The sequence below is a fragment of the Streptomyces niveiscabiei genome (assembly GCF_001419795.1).
Taxonomy (GTDB): Bacteria; Actinomycetota; Actinomycetes; order Streptomycetales; family Streptomycetaceae; genus Streptomyces; species Streptomyces niveiscabiei.
This window is the reverse complement of sequence record NZ_LIRL01000061.1, coordinates 301-19359: the sequence shown is the minus strand read 5'-3', so window position 1 is coordinate 19359 and position 19059 is coordinate 301. Positions and strand designations below refer to the sequence as shown.

Below are 19059 nucleotides of genomic sequence, written 5' to 3'. Positions count from 1 at the left end.
GCGGGTGAGGGTCTCGCGGAGCTGGGTGTCGGGGGACGTGTCGTACACGTACGCGCCCGCCCAGAGCTCGCGGCGGCGCAGGAGGCCCCGGTCCCGGCTCAGGAGGACGCGCTTCTCGGCCGCCGACCTCGCCGCGAGCGCCGGATCGCCGATGTCCGTCGACTCGTACGCCGTGTCCACGCCCAGCAGGCGCAGGCGCCGCGCCAGGGTGCCGAGATGGACGTCGAGCAGGAAACGCAGGGGCGCGCCCGGGACCCGCTGGGGCAGGACATGCGCCCGCACCTCCACCGACTCGCCGGGGGAGGGGACGTACGAGGCCGGCACCTCGCGGCCGTCCACCAGCAGCGCGCCCACCTCCGTGAGCGGCACTCCGGCGGACTCCACGACGTGGCCCAGCGTCGAGACGCCGTCGATCCTCAGGGCCGTGGCGGCACGGCGTACGAACAGGGAGAGCTCGGGGGCGACCCGGAAGTGGATCTGCGGTGCGGTCGTCACCCGGCCAGCATGGGGGCCGCTCGCCGGTCGGCTCAAGGGGTTTGCGGCAGGCCGTGTTCCAGCACGTCGAGCGCGCGGTCGAGCAGGTCCATCAGGTCGTCCCGGAAGTCGTTCTCCGCCCAGTACAGCGTGACCTCCGACAGGCCCCCGATCAGCGACATCGTGTAGACGCGCGCCTCCAGGCCGTCCTTCTCCCGGCCTGTCCGGGAAGCCACCGCCTCCGCGAGGAGCCGCCCCGTCACCGACATGCTCTCCAGCATCCGGGAGCGCACGGCGGGGACGTGGGCGAGGAGGTGGGAGCGGAGGCGGGTGTGCGCGGCCTCCTCCTCCGCCAGCCCCGCCCTGACCGCGAGCCGCATGATGTGCCGCAGGGACACCATCCACGGCTCGTCGGCGGGACGTTTCGCCAGCTCCTGGAGGAGCAGCGGGTCGAACTCGTCCGTGAGGACGATGTCCTCCTTCGTCGGGAAGTACCGGAAGACCGTGGACGGCGACACCTCGGCGCGGTCGGCGATCTGCTCGATCGTGGTCGCGTCGTACCCCTGCTCCTCGACGAGGGCGTACGTCGCGGTGCGGATCGCCTGCCGGGTCTTGATCTTCTTCCGTTCACGCAGGCCCAGGGGGGAACCGGGGTCGAGGGGGGAGAGGTGACGTGCGGGTGCCATGGACGTCATTGTCGTGCATCGGCCTGGTCGGGGACCATGTCCGGAGCGGAGGGTTCCGCGGCCTTGCCGCCCGGCAGGAACGCCGCCGCCAGCAGCGCGGCGACCAGCGCGCAGACGCCGCACACCAGCAGCGCGAGGTTCATGCCGTGGACGTACGCGCCGTTCGCGGAAGCGGACAACGCGGCCGACCCCGTCCGCTCCGCCACCACATGCGCCGCCACGACCGACTCCCCGGCCGTGTGCGCGAGGCCGGACGGCAGTCCCGTCACATCGAGCCGGTCCCGGAAGTCGCTCGCGATGAGGCTGCCGAGCAGCGCGATCCCCACGGCCGCCCCGACCTGGCGCAGCGTCATCAGCAGCCCCGACCCGCTGCCCGCGCGGTCCCGGGGCAGCGCCCCGAGCGCCCCGTCCATCGCCGGGACGACGGAGAAGCCGAACCCGAGGCCGGTGATGGACAGCCACAGCGCGGTGAACCCGTACCCGGAGTCCACCGTCGTACGGCTCCCCAGGATCGCGGCGAACGCCAGCACCGCCAGCCCCGCGCTCACCACCGCCCGCGCGCCGAACCGCTCCACGACCGGCTGCGCGGCGCGCGCGGCGACGATCAGGCCGCCCATCATCGGCAGCAGCCGTACGCCCGTGCCGAGCGCGTCGTTGCCCAGCACCGCCTGGAGGTACTGCGGCAGGACGAACAGCAGCCCCGACAGCACGAACATCACCAGCGTCGCGGCGAGCGTGTTGAAGAGGAAGCCGCGCTGGGAGAGCAGGGACATGTCCAGCATGGGCCGCGCCATACCGCGTTCGCGCAGGACGAGGCCCGTGAGGAGTACGGCGGACAGCGCGACCATCGCGACGATCAGCGGATCGCCCCACCCGCGCACCGGCGCCTCGATGATCGCGAAGATGAGCGCGCCGAGGCCGGACGCGGTCAGCGCGGTCGACACCGTGTCGACCCTGGGCGAGGACGGGTCGCGGGTCTCCGGCAACAGGAACACGCACGCGGCGATCCCGATCGCGGCCATCGGCACGTTCACCAGGAAGACCGAGCCCCACCAGAAGTGGTTCAGCAGCCAGCCGCCGATGATCGGGCCCAGCGGCAGGCCCAGCGAACTCGCCGCCGAGATGACACCGACCGCCTTCGTCCGCTCGTCCGCGCCGAACAGGGACGGCAGCACGGACAGCGCGAGCGGCGTGACCAGCGCACCGCCGATGCCCATGAACGCGCGGGCCGCGATGACCCAGTTCACATCGCTCGCCAGCGCGCCGACCAGCGACCCCGCGAGGAACACCCCCAGCCCCACGACCAGCATCCGCCGCCGCCCGAACCGATCACCGAGAAGCCCCGCGGGCAGCATCAGCGCCGCGAACACCACGACATACGCGTCCGCCATCCACTGCTGCTGCCCCGTCGACGCGCCGAGATCCCCGGCCATCGTCGGCAGCGCCACATTCAGGATCGTCATGTCGAAGCCGAGCGTGAGCATGCTCGCAACGAGCGCAGCGAGGGCCCACCAGCGACGGGGGTCTGGAGTGACAGTGTCCATGAAATGAGAGTAACTCTCAAAAGGTGGTTGCTGTCAATGAATGGCGAAGGCCCACCACCCGCATCCCGTCGGGGCGGACGGGAGGGCCGGGCCGGCGGTGCCGCTCGCGGAACTCCGTATCCTTCGGCTACCGGGCAGGCCAGTTCGGGGTTCGAGCGGTTCGGGGAACACGTCACCACGGCCAAGGACAGGTACGAGGGGCGTTCCAGGTAGAAGCCGAGCGACACATCTGCCCCCGAGGCCAGCCGCTCGGCAACCGAGTTGACCAGCATGGCCAGTCGGGTCGTGTCGCGGTCCCGCTCCGAGTCGAACCGGGGCGCGTACTCCGCCAGCCGTTCCCCGAGCCAGGCCGCCGCCTCCTTCGGCTCGTCCCACGTGCCACGGACCATGGAGCGCGGTTTGATCAGCCAGTACGCCGTTTCCAGCGATGGCAGATCGACGGCCGGGAAGTCCGCCGCGACTTCGCGGTACCGCTGGATCGATTCCGGCCGCGTTCAGCTCTTCCGTGGTGAACCGCAGCGGCTCGGCACTCGGCCGCTTGCTGTCACTCAGAGCCCAGGCGCCCTCGCCGATCCGGGCGAGGATCACGCACGTCTCACCGTCCGGGTGGGTGTTTCACGCCTTCACGTTCATGGAAGGGCGGAGAGAAAGGCGTGCGCTAGTCACGTTGACGCATGAACCCGTCCGCGACTTCTTCCAGATAGGCGGAAGCGTCATCTCCAGCAAGGGCGTGCGACCAGAAGAGATCGAAGAGATCGAGGTGCTGGGCTATGTCCCTGGGATCGCGCAGCACTACCTCCCCGGAGAAAAGCTCGACGGTCACAAGGCGGTCGTCATAGACGACGAAAATGTTCATGGGGGTGCCGGGAATCCGTATCCCCTGCCTGATGATCCCGATCTCGACATTGGGCTTCGTATTGACCTGGGCCATATGAGCGCACTGCGCCGCCATGACCTCGGCGCCGGCCCGCTGCCACCTGACGGCCTGCTCGGTCATCAGGAACCGGAACGAGCGCGACGTATCGTCCAGGACGGCCTGACGGTCCATGCGGGCCCGGACAGCTCGCGCGACATCCCTGGCCGGGTCGCCTGCCACCGTCGGCGAGAGCGTCTCGACGGCGTACTCGCGGACGTGCAGGAGACCGGTGGGGACGGCAGGCAGGAAGTGCCGCATCACCCGCGACGAAGACTCGAGCGCCTTCAGCTCGGCCTGCTTGCGGTAGAGGCCGACACGCGCATGGGCACGCCAGGACGCATAGTCGACGTTGGCCCTGCGGGCCAGGCCGAGCAGCTCGTCGGCAACCTCGTCGGGCACGGCCAGCGCTTTGAGGATGCGGTCGACGTCGATGACGGTCGGCAGCGCCCGCCCGGTCTCGATGCGGCTGATCTTCGTCTGGCTCATGTTGCAGCGAAGCGCCAGGCGTTCGCCGCTGAGACCGGAAGCACGACGGAGACCCCGAAGGGCCTCCGCCAGATCCTTTCGGTCCCGTCCTTGCGTTTCAGGTTCGATAGACACTGAACGGAACGGAGCTTTCTAGTGCGAGATCCCGCCAGGCGAGATACCTGCCGATGTCCGGTTCCTGGATCAGCTCCCGGCGGATCTGAGTTCCATCGGCGCGGTAGTCGAGATGAACAACGGTCTTTTCGTCGAAGAGCCAGAAATCCTGTACGGGCAGTCCGGGATTCGGCCGATCGGTCAGATCGATGATGCGGTAGTCCTCCCCGGCCTCGACATTTCCGGGGATGCACCATTCGAAGAGATAACGGCTGTAGGGCGTGAGCGGCCGACGCACGATCTTGGCGCGGGTCATGGTCCGCCCCGCCGCCGCGTGCTCCCGGACGGTCTCGTGCCACGGCGCGTTGAAGCCCTCCGGCCTCGGCTCCCCGGCCTGGAAGGCACGGACCGTCTCCGCCTCCGCGGGCATGGTGTACGTCTGGTGCACTTCGAGCCGGAACGCGGAACGCTCGAAGTCACGGAAGTACGCCTGCCACTCCTCGCCGTCCAGCAGCACAGGGCTAGAGCCACCCTCGGACACGAGCGGCCTCCTTCAGGTCCACTGAGCCCCCTCCGGCCTATGTGGTGAGCAAGCTACGGACCGTCTTACCCCCGTCACAAGGACGGCCCGCCGTCCAGTCACGTAGTCGCATAGAAACGACGTGGACCGACACCAGGAGAGGGCACGAAAAAGGCCACGGCGTCGAGCCGTGGCCTTGGGAGTCGTGTGGGGGCTACCCGTGCTGGTACGCCACCAGCGAGATCCCCACGTAATGCACCACGAACGCCGCCAGCGTCAGGGAGTGGAACACCTCGTGGAAGCCGAACCAGCGGGGTGAGGGGTTCGGCTTCTTGATGCCGTAGATGACGCCGCCCGCGCTGTAGAGGACGCCGCCGACGATGACGAGGACGAGGACCGCGATGCCGCCCGTGCGCATGAAGTCGGGGAGGAAGAAGACGGCTGCCCAGCCCATCGCGATGTAGCAGGGGGTGTAGAGCCAGCGGGGGGCGCCGACCCAGAAGACGCGGAAGAGGATGCCGGCCGCCGCCGCGCCCCAGATGCCCCATAGGAGCCACTGCCCCTTCGACGCGGGCAGCAGCAGCATCGTCAGCGGGGTGTACGTCCCCGCGATGATCAGGAAGATGTTGGCGTGGTCGAGGCGGCGCAGGATGCCGTCCATGCGGGGGCTCCAGTTGCCCCGGTGGTACACCGCGCTCACGCCGAAGAGCAGGCAGGCGGTCAGGACGTAGATCGCGCAGGCGATCCGGGCCTTCGGCGAGTCCGCGAGGGCGGTCAGGAAGAGGCCCGCGATCAGGACGGTGGGGAACATGCCCAGATGCAGCCAGCCGCGCAGCTTGGGCTTGATCGGCTCGGCGAGGTGCTGGGCCTGCTGCTTGAGCTGGTGTGGCAGGGAGGGCGCAGTCATACGCGAAATCGTACCTACGTAACCGTAAGTTACGCGTCAGTACGACGAGACGATCAGCGCCTAGTGGCCATCGTCTCACGGGGGTTGTGATCGACGGAAGCCCGCCGAGCGACCCGGGGAGCCTCGCCGGCCGACCCGGGCGCCCGCCGGTGGACCCTGGCGCCCGCCGGTGGACCCTGGCGCCCCGCGATGTTCCGCCGTTCGCCCCGCCCGCGTCGCCCTCCGTTCCCCTCTGTGGTCACGTGAACACGTGGCGAGCCTCACTCCGCTCATATGTGACGCCCTCTGGACAGATGCGCTGACCCGGCGGATGATCAAATGAGTGCGGTCGGCACCGGATGAGCGCCCTTCAGTGAAGCGTCCGGGTCGTGGCCCCCACGGGGCACAAAACAGAAACCCTCGTCAAGTAGGAGCAATCGTGGCGCGCGACATCGCGGCTCCCCCCACCACTCACCAGGAACTCGTCTCCTGGGTGAACGAGATCGCCGAACTGACCCAGCCGGACAACGTCGTCTGGTGTGACGGATCCGAAGCCGAGTACGACCGACTTTGTGCGGAGTTGGTCGACAAGGGCACGTTCAAGCGGCTCGACCCGATCAAGCGGCCGAACTCCTACTACGCCGCCTCCGACCCGACCGATGTCGCGCGGGTCGAGGACCGGACGTTCATCTGCTCCGAGAAGGAGGAGGACGCCGGTCCCACCAACCACTGGAAGGCCCCCGCCGAGATGCGGGCCATCTTCACCGGCGAGCAGGGCGTGTTCCGGGGTTCCATGCGCGGCCGGACCATGTACGTCGTCCCGTTCTGCATGGGCCCGCTGGGCTCCAGGCTCTCCGCCATCGGCGTCGAGATCACGGACTCCGCGTACGTCGCCGTATCGATGCGGACGATGACGCGCATGGGGCAGGCGGTTCTGGACGAGTTGGGGACGGACGGCCGTTTCGTCAAAGCCGTACACACCCTCGGGGCGCCGCTGGAGCCCGGCCAGGCCGACGTCCCCTGGCCCTGCAACTCCACCAAGTACATCTCCCACTTCCCCGAGACCCGCGAGATCTGGTCGTACGGCTCCGGCTACGGCGGCAACGCGCTGCTCGGCAAGAAGTGCTACGCCCTGCGCATCGCCTCCGTCATGGCCCGCGACGAGGGCTGGCTCGCGGAGCACATGCTCATCCTCAAGCTGACGCCGCCGCAGGGCGAGGCGAAGTACGTCGCCGCCGCGTTCCCGTCCGCCTGCGGGAAGACGAACCTGGCGATGCTGGAGCCCACCGTCTCCGGGTGGACCGTCGAGACCATCGGCGACGACATCGCCTGGATGCGGTTCGGGGAGGACGGGCGGCTGTACGCCATCAACCCCGAGGCCGGCTTCTTCGGCGTCGCGCCCGGCACGGGTGAGCACACCAACGCGAACGCGATGAAGACGCTGTGGGGCAACTCGGTCTTCACGAACGTCGCCCTCACCGACGACGGCGACATCTGGTGGGAGGGCATGACCGAGGAGACGCCGGCGCACCTCACCGACTGGAAGGGCAACGACTGGACGCCGGACACCGACGCCCCCGCCGCCCACCCCAACGCCCGCTTCACCGTCCCCGCCTCGCAGTGCCCGATCATCGCGCCCGAGTGGGAGGACCCGCGCGGCGTCCCGATCTCCGCGATCCTCTTCGGCGGGCGGCGCGCGTCCGCCGTACCGCTCGTCACCGAGTCCTTCGACTGGAACCACGGTGTCTTCCTCGGTGCGAACGTCGCCTCCGAGAAGACCGCCGCCGCCGAGGGCAAGGTCGGCGAGCTGCGCCGCGACCCCTTCGCGATGCTGCCGTTCTGCGGCTACAACATGGGCGACTACATGGCCCACTGGATCGACGTGGCCAAGGACAAGGACGCCGCCAAGCTCCCCAAGATCTACTACGTCAACTGGTTCCGCAAGGACGACTCCGGGCGCTTCGTGTGGCCCGGCTTCGGGGAGAACTCCCGCGTCCTGAAGTGGATCGTGGAGCGCCTCGACGGCAAGGCGGAGGGCGTGGAGACCCCGATCGGCATCCTCCCGACGAAGGCGTCCCTCGACACGAAGGGGCTCGAACTCGCGGATTCCGACCTGGAGTTCCTCCTCACGGTCGACAAGGAGATCTGGCGCGAGGAGGCGTCCCTGGTCCCGGCCCACCTGAAGACGTTCGGCGACCACACGCCGAAGGAACTCTGGGACGAGTACGAGGCGTTGGTGAACCGCCTCGCCTAACCCCCTTTGCCCCGCGGCCGGTTCACCGATCAGTCCCTGACCAGACGCGTCGTCACGAACCGGCCGCGGTACATACCGGCGAGGCCCTGTACAACGGCGTACGGGGCCGGGCCCACCGCCCCTCCCGTCCGCCCCGACGGATGCGGGTGGTGGGCCTTCGCCTTGTCCGGGGGTGCCGGTTCAGGTCGTCACTCCGGCGACGATCCATGCGACGGTGACGGCCCACATGAGTGCCGCGAGGACGACCACGATCGTGCACAGGGCCCTCATGCGAGCCTCAGTTCGGACGGCGGGGCGTCCCATTCGATGCCGCCGCCCTCGGGGCGGACGTATGCCATGAGCTGTGAACGGCGGTAGGCGGGCGGCTGGTCGGGGTTCTCCCACTTGAGCAAGTCCATGAGGATGCCGGTGCGTTGGCCGTCGGTGACGGTCTTGCCGATGTGCTCAGCGGTGACCATGGGCCGCCTCCCGCTTGCACTCGGGGCAGTTCTCGTAGGGGCAGGGGGTGTAGGTCGGGGTGGGGAGTTCGACCTTGCCGGTCGTGGGGTTGAGGGTGCCGCCGTACTCGGTGCGCCAGTCGGGGTCTTCGGTGCCGTCGAGGAGTTGGACGAGGCGGGGTTCGCCCAGGGGGTTCGGGGGCCTCACTTCGGCGTCCCGGGGTGGGTGTTGGTGACGTGCATCTTCCAGAGGACGGCGGCGTCGCTGGCGGCGGAGGGGTTGTAGTCCTTGTTCTTGCGGATCATGTGCCGGAACCACTTGTCGACGAACACGCGGCAGTCGTCGCAGTCGTCGATGATTTCGGGCTTGATGAATTCCTGGGGGTACGGCGTACTGTTGTTCATCGCCGCTGATCTCCTGAGGGTCGAGGTTTTCTCCTCTTCAGGGAACGACCCATCCCCTAGGCCCCGCTACTGGCATCCTCGTTACAACAGCACCGGGACAAGCGGGAGTTAGGCTGTGGCCACGACTTACGGCGAGTGGTTGAAGGAAGCGCGGACCGCCAAGGGGTGGACGCAGCAGCAACTGGCGGACGCGGCGATCATGTCCCGTTCGCACATCGCGGCGATCGAGAACGGGACGCGCTACCCCAGCGAAGAGGACGCCAAGAGGCTTGACCTGGCGCTGGGTACGGGGAATGTGCTGGCGACTTTCCGGCCGGGGCGGAAGGGGGACGTCCCCGACTGGTTCGAGCGCGCGCGGGAGTTGGAGCAACAGGCGACGCACCTTCGTGTATTCGGGCTGTCGTACGTCCCCGGACTTCTGCAAACCGAGGAGTACGCCAGGGCGGTCATTGACTCTGGGTACCCCCGAACGAGCGAGGCGGAGCGTCACAAGGCAGTCGTGACACGGCTTGAGCGGGCCAAGTTGCTGGAGGACCCGATGACCCCGGAACTGTGGGCGCTGCTGGACGAGGCGGTCATCAGGCGTCCCGTCGGAGGGCCCAGGGTCATGGCCGACCAACTGGCCCACATCGTCGCGCTTGCCGAGTCCGGGCGGATCAGGGTCAACGTGCTGCCGTTCAGCGCGACTCCGCACACATTGCTGGACGGGCTGACAATGCTGATGTGGTTCGCGGATCAGCCACCCGTTGCGTACACCCAGGGCATGTGTACGGGGACGGTGCACGACTCTCCGGCTATGGTCGAGGAGATCCAGGGCGCCTACGATCTTGCCTTGAGTGAGGCCCAACCCCTCCGGGAGTCTGCGGCCTTGTTGAGGGCAGTAGCGAAGGAATACAGGCAACATGACTGAGCAGCGCATAGCAGACGCGTCCACCCTGAGCGGTTGGCGCAAGTCCTCGTACAGCGGGCCGACCGGCGACGAGTGCGTCGAGATTCTGGACGGCTACGCGGCTGGCGTGCCGGTCCGCGACAGCAAGAACCCCACGGGTCCGGCCCTGCTCGTCCCGACCGCCGACTGGACCTCATTCCTGGAAGCCGTCAAGAGCAGCCAGCTCTGATGCCTGGTCCGTCTGCTCCCGGACCTGTCGCTGGTACCGCGTGAGGGCCTCGGTGTTGGCGGATATGAGCTGCTGTTGGTACCCGGTGAGGACGCTGAAGTAGACGGCGGCCAGGTCTGAAGACCTGGTGCAGGACTCGGCGGCGATGGCTGCGGCGATCTCCTTCGCGGTCGGCTTCGCTGTGTTCCAGGGGCCGGCGGCGAGTTTCTCGGGGTCCTGGGCCGGGTGGCCCGCTGCGGTGATGCAGGTGCTCCAGCGTTCGCGTGCGCCGATCACGCGCCGGTCGGCGAATGCCAGCTGGAGTGACTGGCCGTACAGGGTCTGGGTCAGTTTCCAGCCGTCGGTTTTCGTCAGGTCCGGCAGTTGTGTTTTCGCCTTGGTCGCGCAGGCTTCGTAGTCTTTCGCTGCCTGGCCGATTACCCCCGTGCCGCCGGTTGGGAGTACGAGACCGGTGTGGAATCCTCGACGCTTGGCCGTCGCACGGCCGATATAGCCCCAGGCTCCTACGGGATTGGCCGCCTCTTTTTCTTCTGCTGTCTTCGCGGTGATCCGGTTGATGTTCTCGCCTGCGTAGTTTTTATGCCCTTCGCTCTTCATGCAGCGGACGACCAGCGCCTTTTGTGCGTTGAACAGCAGGTCGTCGTCTTTCTTGGACGTGCCGTACGCGGACAGCGGAAGCCGCATCAATCCGTCGTACCCGGTGGGCGGCGGACTCAGCGTCACATCCGCCGCCCTGACCTCGGAGTTCGTGGAGCAGCCGGTGACCAGCAGGCCGACGGCCATCGTCACGGCGCAGGCCACGTCTCGGGTGGAAGCCATGTTGGAGTTACCCCGACGGCCTAACGGATCCAGATGCTGCTGACCTTGTGGAAATGGGGGTCACCCGAGAGGATGCTCTCGTTCCTGGAGAAAACGAAGTTTTGGACAGGACCGCCGATCGTCCGCCACACGGTGACGTCCCCGCTGTTGTTGCCTGCGCTGATCTGGTTCACGTTGTAGATGGCGACGTCTATGTAGCCGGCGTTCGCAAAGCAGACCACTCCGTCGTTGAAGACCCGGAAGAAGTCGGTCCGGCCGTTGCATTCCACCCTGTTGATCGCCTGTGCGGGAGCGGCGGTTCCGACGAGGGCCGTCAGAGCTGCCGCGGCGGCGACGAGGCCGGAAAGGCGGGTACGGCGAGAAAGTTTCATGCCCACTCGATTCGTCTGGTGAATCACGGAGAAATCCGGGACGAAATCCCTGGCAAACGCCCAGGCGTAAGGGGCGGTTGCCGCGGGGCACGATGCTGCCAGGTGCGGGCAGCCCTTTCGGCGCCCTCGGCCGTCCTGCGGCTAAGTACAGGGAAACCGGACGCGAACCGTCGTGCGGGACCCGGCGCACAAAAAAGTGGCACCCGGCCCGCGCGTCGCTGCGGGTGCGCGCGGACCGGGGCCGATCGGGGGGTGGACCCCGTGGGGGGAACTAGTGGACGGCGCCCCGGAGGGCGTCCGTGTGGGCGTCCATGCGCTGGGCGGCGAGGATCGCCGATGTGGTGTCCGCGCGGGACGCGGCGACGACCAGCGCGCGGCCGGCGAGTGCGTGGGCCCGGCGGTGCAGGGCCGTGGGGGAGTGGCTTGCCGAGTCCGTATGCGACCGCAGCGGTACCCGGCCGCCGCGCAGGCGGGTGACCTGGTGGGCCAGGCTGTTCGCGGCCTTCTCCAGGTCCGGCGTCGGGGCGTGGGCCCTCAGTTCGTCGGTCACGGCGAGGAGTGCCGAGAGGTGGCCCGCGAGCTGGATGTCCAGTTCTTCTTCGCGCGTGCGGTGGGGGACGTCGGAGGCGTGCACGGGCGTGCTGTGCACCGACTTCGTGCGGATCGGCTCGTACATGAGGGTGGCCTCCTGTGCTCTGACAGGAAGCCATCCTAGCTTAGATTCTGTCTAAAGTTGGCGGCACTACAAAAGAAGCCTCAGTCGTCACTGCCTGTACCCGTCGAGGAAGCGGCCGATCCGGGTCACCGCGTCCTTCAGATCGGCGGCCGTCGGGAGCGTCACCACCCGGAAGTGGTCGGGTTCGGGCCAGTTGAAGCCGCTGCCCTGGACGACCATGATCTTCTCCTGGCGCAGCAGGTCGAGAACCATCCGCCGGTCGTCCTTGATCTTGTAGACCTGCGGATCGAGGCGGGGGAAGAGGTAGAGCGCCCCCTTGGGGCGGACGCAGGTGACACCGGGGATCTGCGTGAGGAGGTCGTACGCGGTGTCCATCTGTTCCTTGAGACGGCCCCCGGGAAGCACGAGGTCGTTGATGGACTGGCGCCCGCTGAGCGCGGCGACGACCCCGTGCTGCCCCGGCATGTTCGCGCACAGCCGCATGTTCGCGAGGATCGTGAGGCCCTCGATGTAGGAGTCCGCGTGCGCGCGGGGCCCGGAGATCGCCATCCACCCGACCCGGTACCCGGCGACGCGGTACGCCTTGGACATGCCGTTGAACGTGAGCGTGAGGAGATCGGGGGCGACGGCTGCGGTCGCCGTGTGCGTGGCGCCGTCGTACAGGATCTTGTCGTAGATCTCGTCGGAGCAGACGAGGAGGTTGTGGCGGCGGGCGATGTCCGTGAGGCCCCGGAGCATCTCCTCGTCGTACACCGCGCCCGTCGGGTTGTTGGGGTTGATGATGACGAGCGCCTTGGTGCGGTCGGTGACCTTGCGCTCGATGTCGGCGAGGTCGGGCATCCAGTCGGACTGCTCGTCGCAGCGGTAGTGGACGGCCGTGCCGCCGGACAGGGATACGGCCGCCGTCCACAGGGGGTAGTCCGGGGCGGGGACGAGGACCTCGTCGCCGTCGTCGAGCAGGCCCTGCATCGCCATGACGATCAGCTCGGAGACGCCGTTGCCGACGAAGACGTGCTCGACGTCCGTCTCGATGCCGAGGGTCTGGTTGTGCATGACGACCGCGCGCCGGGCGGCCAGCAGCCCCTTCGCGTCGCCGTAGCCGTGGGCCGTGGAGACGTTGCGGAGGATGTCCTCCAGGATCTCCGGCGGGCACTCGAAGCCGAAGGCGGCCGGGTTGCCGGTGTTGAGCTTGAGGATGCGGTGACCTGCCGCCTCCAGCCGCATTGCCTCTTCGAGGACCGGGCCCCGGATCTCGTAACAGACATTGGCGAGCTTTGTGGACTGGATCACCTGCATGCCAGGGAGCTTACGGCCCGGTCACCGGGGTAGGGACGTGTTTTGCGCCACGTGGGGGTCAAAGATGCCCGGCCGAAAACAAGTGCTTGTTCCCAGCGGTGTGGATGTTGATTATGTGCATGACAAACATCTAGCCAGTCGGAGGGGACCCCCACATGAGAAAGCCTCTCGTCGCCGCGTTCTTCGCCCTGGCCCTGGCCGGGGTGGGCGCGGCTCCCGCCGTCGCCGCGCCGGACGCCTCGGCCGCGACCGTCGGCAAGATCGCCACCGCGCCGGCCGCAACCCAGGCCGAAGCGGCCCCCGCGCTGAAGGCCGTCACCCTCGCCGGGACCGTCGCGCTCAGCAACTGTTCCGGTTCGGTGATCCGCTTCCCGAACTCGCTCGACACCGACCCGGCGCTGGTCATGTCCAACGGCCACTGCCTGACCTCCGGGTTCCCGGCCCCCGGCCAGGTCATCGTCAACCAGGCGTCCAGCCGCACGTTCGGCCTGCTCAACTCGTCCGGCACCCAGGTCGCCACCCTCAGGGCGAGCAAGCTGGCGTACGCGACGATGACCGACACGGACGTCTCGATCTACCAGCTGACCAGCACGTACGCGACGATCCGCAACAACTACGGGATCTCGCCGCTCACCGTCCAGAACACGCACCCGACCGCCGGTACGGCGATCACGGTGGCCTCCGGGTACTGGAAGCGGCTGTACAGCTGCAACATCGACGGCTTCGTCTACCGGCTGAAGGAGGGCGACTGGACCTGGAAGGACTCGGTCCGCTACACCTCCGCCTGCCAGACCATCGGCGGCACCTCCGGCTCCCCGGTCGTCGACCAGGCCACCGGCAACGTCGTCGCCGTCAACAACACGGGCAACGAGGACGGCGCGCAGTGCACCGTCAACAACCCGTGCGAGGTCACCGAGTCCGGCACGGTGACGGTCCGCAAGGGCATCAACTACGCCCAGGAGACCTACCAGATACCGGCCTGCTTCACGACCGGCAACCAGCTCAACCTGAACGCGAGCGGCTGCATCCTGCCGAAGCCGTAGCCAGTAACTCCGGCTGTACGCGGGGGTGTTCCGTCCCACGGGACTGAGACGGACCGCCCCCCGGCCGGCCGCATGCACCAACGCGCCGCGTCAGAAAAACGTCCGTACGTATTCGGCCACCGTGCCGTCCGCCTCCACCACCGGGATCAGCAGCCACTTCTCGAACGTCGTGCACGGATGCGACAGCCCGAGCCCGACCCAGTCACCGACCTCCAGATCCACGCCGGGTCCGGTTTCCAGCCAGGCGTGCTGATCGGACAGCGCGGTCACCGAAATCCCGTCCGCCGTACGCTCGTCGCCCCCGCGCCGGATCACCTCGACGACCGGCAGCCCGAGGTCGTACGCCACGTCCCGCTTGCCCGCGTTGATGAACGCCTGCCTCTCCGTAGGACGAGACACCACCTGCGCCCACAGCCTGAACGCCGGTTCCAGGGAGCCCTCTTCGGGGACCCGGTTGAAGGGTGTGCGGTCGCGGTAGTGCAGGTGGTCGTGCGTGACGTACGCCCCCGAGCGCAGCAACTTCAGTACGGGCGCCGACAGTTCGGGCATCTCCGCGAGGACGTCGGTCACCGCGTCGAACCACTCGCTGCCGCCCGCGCTGACGACGATCTCGTCGAGCCCGGCGAACCGCCCCTCGCGGTCGAAGTCGACGGCCAGCGCGACGAGTTGCCGCGTCCAGGAACGGACGGCGTCGGCTGTGGCGTCCGGCACCTGAGCCTCGTACCCCGCCACGCCCACGAGTTGGAGCGTGCGCGTCTTGGAGACCGCGTCGGCGATGGCTGACGCTCCCGTACGCACCCCCGTGCGCCCCTCGGGCCCCGCCGCGAGTTCGACGACCACCTCCAACGGCCGTACCGCACCCGCCTCTTGGAGCGCCGCGTCCATCAGCTCGACGCCGCGTACGGAGTCGACGTAGCAGATGTGGCGGAAGCCGGGGTCGGCGTCCTGTTCGGCGGCGAGCCAGCGGAGGGAGGCCGCGTCGACGAGTTCGTTGGCGAGGAAGATGCGGGAGATGCCGAACTCGCGGGCCACGCGCACCTGGTGGGGCATCGCCAGGGTGATGCCCCAGGCGCCGTGGGCCAGTTGGCGGTGGAAGAGGGCCGGGGCCATCGTCGTCTTGCCGTGCGGGGCGAAGGCCAGGCCGTGGCGGGCCGTGTACGACTCCAGGAGCGTGAGGTTGTGGGTCAGGCGCTCGGCGGAGAGCGTGAGGACCGGGGTGGGGAAGCCGCCCGTGAAGAGGTTGCGGCGCTCGGCGGTCAGCTCGGCGACGCTGCGGCCGTCGGCGTCCGGCGGGAGGCCCTTGAAGCGGTGGTCGAGGCGTTCGGCGGCGAGGTCGGCCAGGGCCGAGGGGCGGGGCAAGGACACTCCCGGTCGTAGCTCTGTCGTATAACGAAGTGAGGGTCGGCTGTGTGCGGCACAGGATCGTCGACCATACTGCCCGCTGTGGACCAGCGCATAGGATCGAGCAGCAAGCCCCTGGAGGGTGCCGGTTTCGACCCGGCCTTCATCCCCGGGCTCACCGCGCCCGTACCGGCGGAGCCCGCGAAGGAGCCTGAGGACGCCGTGCCCGAGGAGGGCGAAGCGGTCGCGGAGGCGGAACCCGAAGCCCAGGCGGACCCCGAGACCGAGGCGGCATCCGAAGCCGAGGCGGAACCCGAGCCCGAGGCGCCGGCCGACGGCCCCGTCTTCGAGGCGTCCGACCGCCGTGCCTCCTTCGTCGCCGACCACAAGGGCGTCCGCCTCGCCCTCGACGACCAGAACTGCGAGTTCCGGTGGGACGAGATCGGTGCCGTGGAGACGGAGACGACCCGCTTCGGCAAGCGGTTCACGATCACCGTCCACACGCCCGACCGCCGCTGGTACCCGATCGAGATCGAGGCCAAGTCCCGTTCCGTGTTCCCGGGTTGGGAGCGCGAACTGGACGCCGTCCTCGACGCGTACTTCGAGGACGACGCCCAGCCGGAAGAACCGGAAGAGGACTAGGGGCCTAGCAGTACTGCGCCTGCTTGCCGATCGACCGGTACATGCAGTCGGAGTTCTCCAGCAGTTGCAGCACCGCGTCCCGGTTGCGCGACGTCTCCCGCTCGATCACCTCGTCGGGCGGGTAGAAGCCGCCGCCGGACGCGGACGACGGGTACATCTCGAAGGTGTACGCGAAGATCTTGTGCGTGCCCCAGAGGTAGTCGTCGATCGACCCGTCGGTGATGTACAGGTCGCTGGACTGCTCCGGCGTGTACCCGTTGCTCGCGGCCATCTTCTGTCCGACGGCCTTGAACGCCGCGTTGTCGTCGGTGGTCATGCCGGTCGTGGTGTCGGCGGTCGTGTAGCCGAACGGCCACAGCACGAGCTGGCTGTACGTGTGGAAGTCGATCCCCGACTTGATCTGCTGGACCCCGCCGACGACCCGGCTGCGCACGAAGTCGGCGACGACCTTCACCTCGGGCGCGGACTCGGCGGACGCGCCCCGGTACGTCTCGGAGGACGTCGACCCGGAGGAGCCGCCGCAGCAGCCCCAGCGGTAGTTCCAGTTCCGGTTGAGGTCCGTACCGACCGCGCTGGAACCGGAGTTGGGCTGCCGGTTCTTGCGCCACGAGCGGTACGAGCCGGTGGCGATGTCGTACTCGCCGCCGTCCGGGTTGAGGTCGGGGACGATCCAGATCTCGCGCCCGTTGACCATGTTCGTGATCCGTGAGTCGCTGCCGTACCCGGCGCCGAGTTCGCGGATCAGGTACAGCGCCATCTCGACGGTGAGGTGCTCGCGCGCGTGCTGGTGGTGCGTGAACAGCACCTCCGGCTCGGCCTCGTCGGTGGCGACGTTGTCGCTGATCTTGATCGCGTAGATGTCCCGGCCCTGGTACGACTTGCCGATCACGCGCTTGCTCATGATGCCCGGGTAGGCCGCGAGCCGCTGGTCGATCTCCGCGTTCATCTCGGCGTAGTTGTGGTAGCGGGAGTCCGCCGAGGGGAAGTCGAAGAGCCGCAGCTCGTCCTCGGCGAGCCGGTCGGGAGCCCCGCCGAGCGCGGTCACCTCGTACCCGGCCGCCTGGAGCTGCTTGATCTGCGCGCTGCGGCCCGACACGACGACCGTCTCGGAGTCCACCTCGTCGATGCTGACCCCGGCCCGCATGATCGCCGTGCGCACGGGCGAGGTGTTGTTGTGGACGTGGATCTCGTACTGCCGGATGTCGTCCGAGGCCGGTGCGGCCTTGGCGGCGCTGTCGGCGGACGCGCTGGTCACCGAGGCCGAGACGGGGGCGGCGAGCGTCAGCGCGAGGAGGGCGGCGAGTGCGGCGGTGCGTCTGCCCGATCGGGGGTTCGAGCCGCGGATGCGAAGGCGCATGAGGTCTCCTTGTGTCTCCAGGTCCGTCCGGATTGTCCGGAGGGGTGGGGGTGGAGCAGGGGAGCTTTGCTGTGTACGGGCTGTGCGGCGTGTCGCTCATGGTCGGGTCTATGGCATGAGCAGGTCAAGGGCGCCTCATGGGGAGGCATCGCGCGCGCCCCCTTGCCGTATACGAGACTTGGCGCATCCTTGACGTTCATGGCGGACACCACGGGAAACCCCACGACCCACGCCCCCTCCACCCCCGTTCCACGCAAGGCCAGTTGGCGCCACATCGGACCCGGCGTCGTCGTCGCGGCGACCGGTGTCGGCGCCGGCGACCTGGTCGCGACGCTCATCGCGGGCAGCAACTTCGGCTACACCCTCCTGTGGGCGGCCGTCATCGGCTGCCTGGTGAAGATCTCCCTCGCCGAGGCCGCCGGACGCTGGCACCTCTCCACCGGCCGCACCCTCTTCGACGGCTGGGCGAGCCTCGGCCGCTGGACCCTCTGGTTCTTCGGCGTGTACGCCGTGATCTGGGGGTTCGTGTACGGCGCCGCGGCGATGTCGTCCAGCGCGCTGCCCCTCCAGGCGCTGTTCCCGGACGTCATGGACCTCAAGTGGTGGGCCGTCGCCTGCGGTCTCTCCGGACTCGTCTTCGTCTGGTTCAACAAGTACGCGGTGTTCGAGAAGGTCATGACGGTGCTGGTCGGCGTGATGTTCCTCGTCACCGTCTACCTGGCGATCCGCGTCACCCCCAACATCCCCGACGCGCTCGCCGGGTTGCTCCCCGTCCTGCCCGACGAGAAGGACTCCGTCCTCAACACGCTCGGCCTGATCGGCGGCGTCGGCGGCACCATCACCCTTGCCGCGTACGGCTATTGGGTCAACGCGAAGGGGTGGACCGACTCGGGGTGGATGAAGGTCATGCGCCTCGACAACCGGGTCGCGTACGCCACGACCGGCATCTTCGTCGTCGCGATGCTGTTCGTCGGGGCCGAGCTGCTGCACTCCGCCAACATCGCGATCGCCAGCGGGGACAAGGGACTTGTCCAGCTGAGCGACATCCTGGAGGACGAGTACGGCTCCGCCACCGCCAAGTTCTTCCTCATCGGGTTCTTCGCGACGTCGTTCACCTCGCTGATCGGGGTGTGGCACGGGGTGAGTCTGATGTTCGCGGACTTCGTCTCCCGGGTCAGGGGAGCCGGCGACTCGACCGCCGAGGACATCGCGTCCGGCGCCCGCGAGCGGTCGTGGCCGTTCCGCGCGTACCTGCTCTGGCTGACGTTCCCCCCGATCGTCCTGCTGTTCCAGGGCCAGCCGTTCCGGCTGATCATCCTGTACGGGGTGCTGGGCGCCGCGTTCCTGCCGTTCCTCGCGCTGACCCTGGTCTGGCTCCTCAACTCCCGCCGCACACCCGCCGAGTGGCGCAACGGGTGGCTCAGCAACGGGATGCTGGCGGTGGCCGGGGTGCTGTTCGTCGTGCTGTGCGCGAAGCAGGTGTGGGACCAGCCGTGGTCGGAGTTCTTCTGAGCAGGAGCCTTCCTACGGGCGCCACTTCGGGCTGAGGGCGATCGCCCTCAGNNGGGCGGTGCGGGTGGCCGGGGTCTGCTGGGTGGCCGCGTTGAAGGCGCTGATCACGACACGGAAGCCGTCCGTGCGCATCGTGTCCACCGTCCACATCACGACACCCGAACCGCCCTTCTCGCCGGGGCC

Annotated in this window: 21 protein-coding genes and 2 pseudogenes; 6 read left to right on the top strand and 17 right to left on the bottom strand. The window is 68.4% G+C overall.

Annotated elements, in window-relative coordinates:
* From AOK24_RS04055 to trhA, 8 genes and pseudogenes are all read right to left on the bottom strand, one after another.
* A partial coding sequence (locus AOK24_RS04055; protein WP_055718675.1) for a Mut7-C RNAse domain-containing protein occupies positions 1-495 on the bottom strand: 495 nt, incomplete at its 3' end.
* A gap of 32 nt (positions 496-527) precedes the next feature.
* Complete coding sequence (locus AOK24_RS04050) at positions 528-1160, bottom strand: TetR/AcrR family transcriptional regulator (protein ID WP_079056670.1); 633 nt, start codon at positions 1158-1160, stop codon at positions 528-530.
* Between the two features lie 5 nt (positions 1161-1165).
* The gene (locus tag AOK24_RS04045) at positions 1166-2704 is read right to left on the bottom strand and encodes an MFS transporter (protein ID WP_055718673.1); all 1539 of its coding nucleotides are present in this window, start codon (positions 2702-2704) and stop codon (positions 1166-1168) included.
* A 125-nt stretch (positions 2705-2829) separates the two neighbouring features.
* Positions 2830-3198 (bottom strand): annotated as a pseudogene (locus AOK24_RS50185) (hypothetical protein); the annotation flags it as partial.
* Positions 3176-3292 (bottom strand): annotated as a pseudogene (locus tag AOK24_RS50180) (DUF397 domain-containing protein); the annotation flags it as partial. The pseudogenes AOK24_RS50180 and AOK24_RS50185, both read right to left, overlap by 23 nt.
* A gap of 70 nt (positions 3293-3362) precedes the next feature.
* Positions 3363-4220, bottom strand: coding sequence for a helix-turn-helix domain-containing protein (locus AOK24_RS04040; protein WP_240553648.1), 858 nt, complete (start codon positions 4218-4220; stop codon positions 3363-3365).
* Entirely contained in the window at positions 4204-4716 is a 513-nt protein-coding gene (locus AOK24_RS04035) for a DUF6879 family protein (RefSeq protein ID WP_055718671.1), read from the bottom strand. The genes AOK24_RS04040 and AOK24_RS04035 overlap by 17 nt, the downstream gene beginning before the upstream one ends.
* Positions 4717-4933: 217 nt before the next feature.
* Positions 4934-5626 carry a PAQR family membrane homeostasis protein TrhA gene (gene trhA, locus AOK24_RS04030; protein WP_055718670.1) on the bottom strand — a complete coding sequence of 231 codons (693 nt, stop codon included), beginning with the start codon at positions 5624-5626 and terminating at the stop codon, positions 4934-4936.
* Positions 5627-6044: 418 nt separating this feature from the next.
* On the opposite strand from trhA, the gene AOK24_RS04025 reads away from it, so the two are divergent.
* Positions 6045-7859, top strand: a complete 1815-nt coding sequence (locus tag AOK24_RS04025) for a phosphoenolpyruvate carboxykinase (GTP) (RefSeq protein ID WP_055718669.1) — start codon at positions 6045-6047, stop codon at positions 7857-7859.
* A 266-nt stretch (positions 7860-8125) separates the two neighbouring features.
* On the opposite strand, the gene AOK24_RS04020 is transcribed toward AOK24_RS04025, so the two are convergent.
* From AOK24_RS04020 to AOK24_RS04010, 3 genes are read right to left on the bottom strand one after another with little or no spacing between them, the layout of a single operon-like run.
* Entirely contained in the window at positions 8126-8317 is a 192-nt protein-coding gene (locus tag AOK24_RS04020) for a hypothetical protein (protein ID WP_055718668.1), read from the bottom strand.
* Entirely contained in the window at positions 8304-8504 is a 201-nt protein-coding gene (locus AOK24_RS04015; RefSeq protein WP_055718667.1) for a hypothetical protein, read from the bottom strand. Before AOK24_RS04015 ends, AOK24_RS04020 begins: the two co-directional genes overlap by 14 nt.
* Positions 8501-8701, bottom strand: a complete 201-nt coding sequence (locus AOK24_RS04010; RefSeq protein WP_055718666.1) for a hypothetical protein — start codon at positions 8699-8701, stop codon at positions 8501-8503. Before AOK24_RS04010 ends, AOK24_RS04015 begins: the two co-directional genes overlap by 4 nt.
* A gap of 115 nt (positions 8702-8816) precedes the next feature.
* Between AOK24_RS04010 and AOK24_RS04005 the strand changes: the two genes are divergently transcribed.
* Together AOK24_RS04005 and AOK24_RS04000 are read left to right on the top strand one after the other, a co-directional pair.
* A complete protein-coding gene (locus AOK24_RS04005) occupies positions 8817-9611 on the top strand; it encodes a helix-turn-helix domain-containing protein (protein ID WP_055718665.1) in 795 nt (264 codons plus the stop codon).
* Positions 9604-9819: a DUF397 domain-containing protein gene (locus AOK24_RS04000; protein ID WP_055718664.1), complete on the top strand. Its 216-nt coding sequence runs from the start codon at positions 9604-9606 to the stop codon at positions 9817-9819. The genes AOK24_RS04005 and AOK24_RS04000 overlap by 8 nt, the downstream gene beginning before the upstream one ends.
* Here the strand turns inward: AOK24_RS04000 and AOK24_RS03995 are convergent.
* The 4 genes from AOK24_RS03995 to AOK24_RS03980 all read right to left on the bottom strand — a co-directional run bounded on the left by AOK24_RS03995 (position 9784) and on the right by AOK24_RS03980 (position 12981).
* A complete protein-coding gene (locus AOK24_RS03995) occupies positions 9784-10638 on the bottom strand; it encodes a hypothetical protein (protein WP_159051785.1) in 855 nt (284 codons plus the stop codon). The genes AOK24_RS04000 and AOK24_RS03995 overlap by 36 nt on opposite strands.
* A gap of 20 nt (positions 10639-10658) precedes the next feature.
* Complete coding sequence (locus AOK24_RS03990; RefSeq protein ID WP_159051784.1) at positions 10659-11036, bottom strand: beta/gamma crystallin domain-containing protein; 378 nt, start codon at positions 11034-11036, stop codon at positions 10659-10661.
* A gap of 244 nt (positions 11037-11280) precedes the next feature.
* Complete coding sequence (locus AOK24_RS03985) at positions 11281-11685, bottom strand: SCO4983 family protein (protein WP_055718661.1); 405 nt, start codon at positions 11683-11685, stop codon at positions 11281-11283.
* 87 nt (positions 11686-11772) lie between these two features.
* The gene (locus AOK24_RS03980) at positions 11773-12981 is read right to left on the bottom strand and encodes a pyridoxal phosphate-dependent aminotransferase (protein ID WP_055718660.1); all 1209 of its coding nucleotides are present in this window, start codon (positions 12979-12981) and stop codon (positions 11773-11775) included.
* Positions 12982-13136: 155 nt separating this feature from the next.
* On the opposite strand from AOK24_RS03980, the gene AOK24_RS03975 reads away from it, so the two are divergent.
* Positions 13137-14024 carry a S1 family peptidase gene (locus tag AOK24_RS03975; RefSeq protein ID WP_055718659.1) on the top strand — a complete coding sequence of 296 codons (888 nt, stop codon included), beginning with the start codon at positions 13137-13139 and terminating at the stop codon, positions 14022-14024.
* 90 nt (positions 14025-14114) lie between these two features.
* On the opposite strand, the gene AOK24_RS03970 is transcribed toward AOK24_RS03975, so the two are convergent.
* Entirely contained in the window at positions 14115-15383 is a 1269-nt protein-coding gene (locus AOK24_RS03970) for a type III PLP-dependent enzyme domain-containing protein (RefSeq protein WP_240553646.1), read from the bottom strand.
* An 84-nt stretch (positions 15384-15467) separates the two neighbouring features.
* On the opposite strand from AOK24_RS03970, the gene AOK24_RS03965 reads away from it, so the two are divergent.
* On the top strand, positions 15468-16007 hold the full coding sequence (locus AOK24_RS03965; protein WP_055718657.1) for a hypothetical protein: 540 nt from the start codon (positions 15468-15470) through the stop codon (positions 16005-16007).
* Positions 16008-16011: 4 nt separating this feature from the next.
* Here the strand turns inward: AOK24_RS03965 and AOK24_RS03960 are convergent, their stop codons facing one another.
* Positions 16012-17364, bottom strand: a complete 1353-nt coding sequence (locus tag AOK24_RS03960; protein ID WP_055718656.1) for a M14 family metallopeptidase — start codon at positions 17362-17364, stop codon at positions 16012-16014.
* A 198-nt stretch (positions 17365-17562) separates the two neighbouring features.
* Here AOK24_RS03960 and AOK24_RS03955 point away from each other — a divergent pair, with 198 nt between their 5' ends.
* Complete coding sequence (locus AOK24_RS03955; RefSeq protein WP_055718655.1) at positions 17563-18876, top strand: Nramp family divalent metal transporter; 1314 nt, start codon at positions 17563-17565, stop codon at positions 18874-18876.
* The last annotated feature ends 183 nt before the right edge of the window (positions 18877-19059 follow it).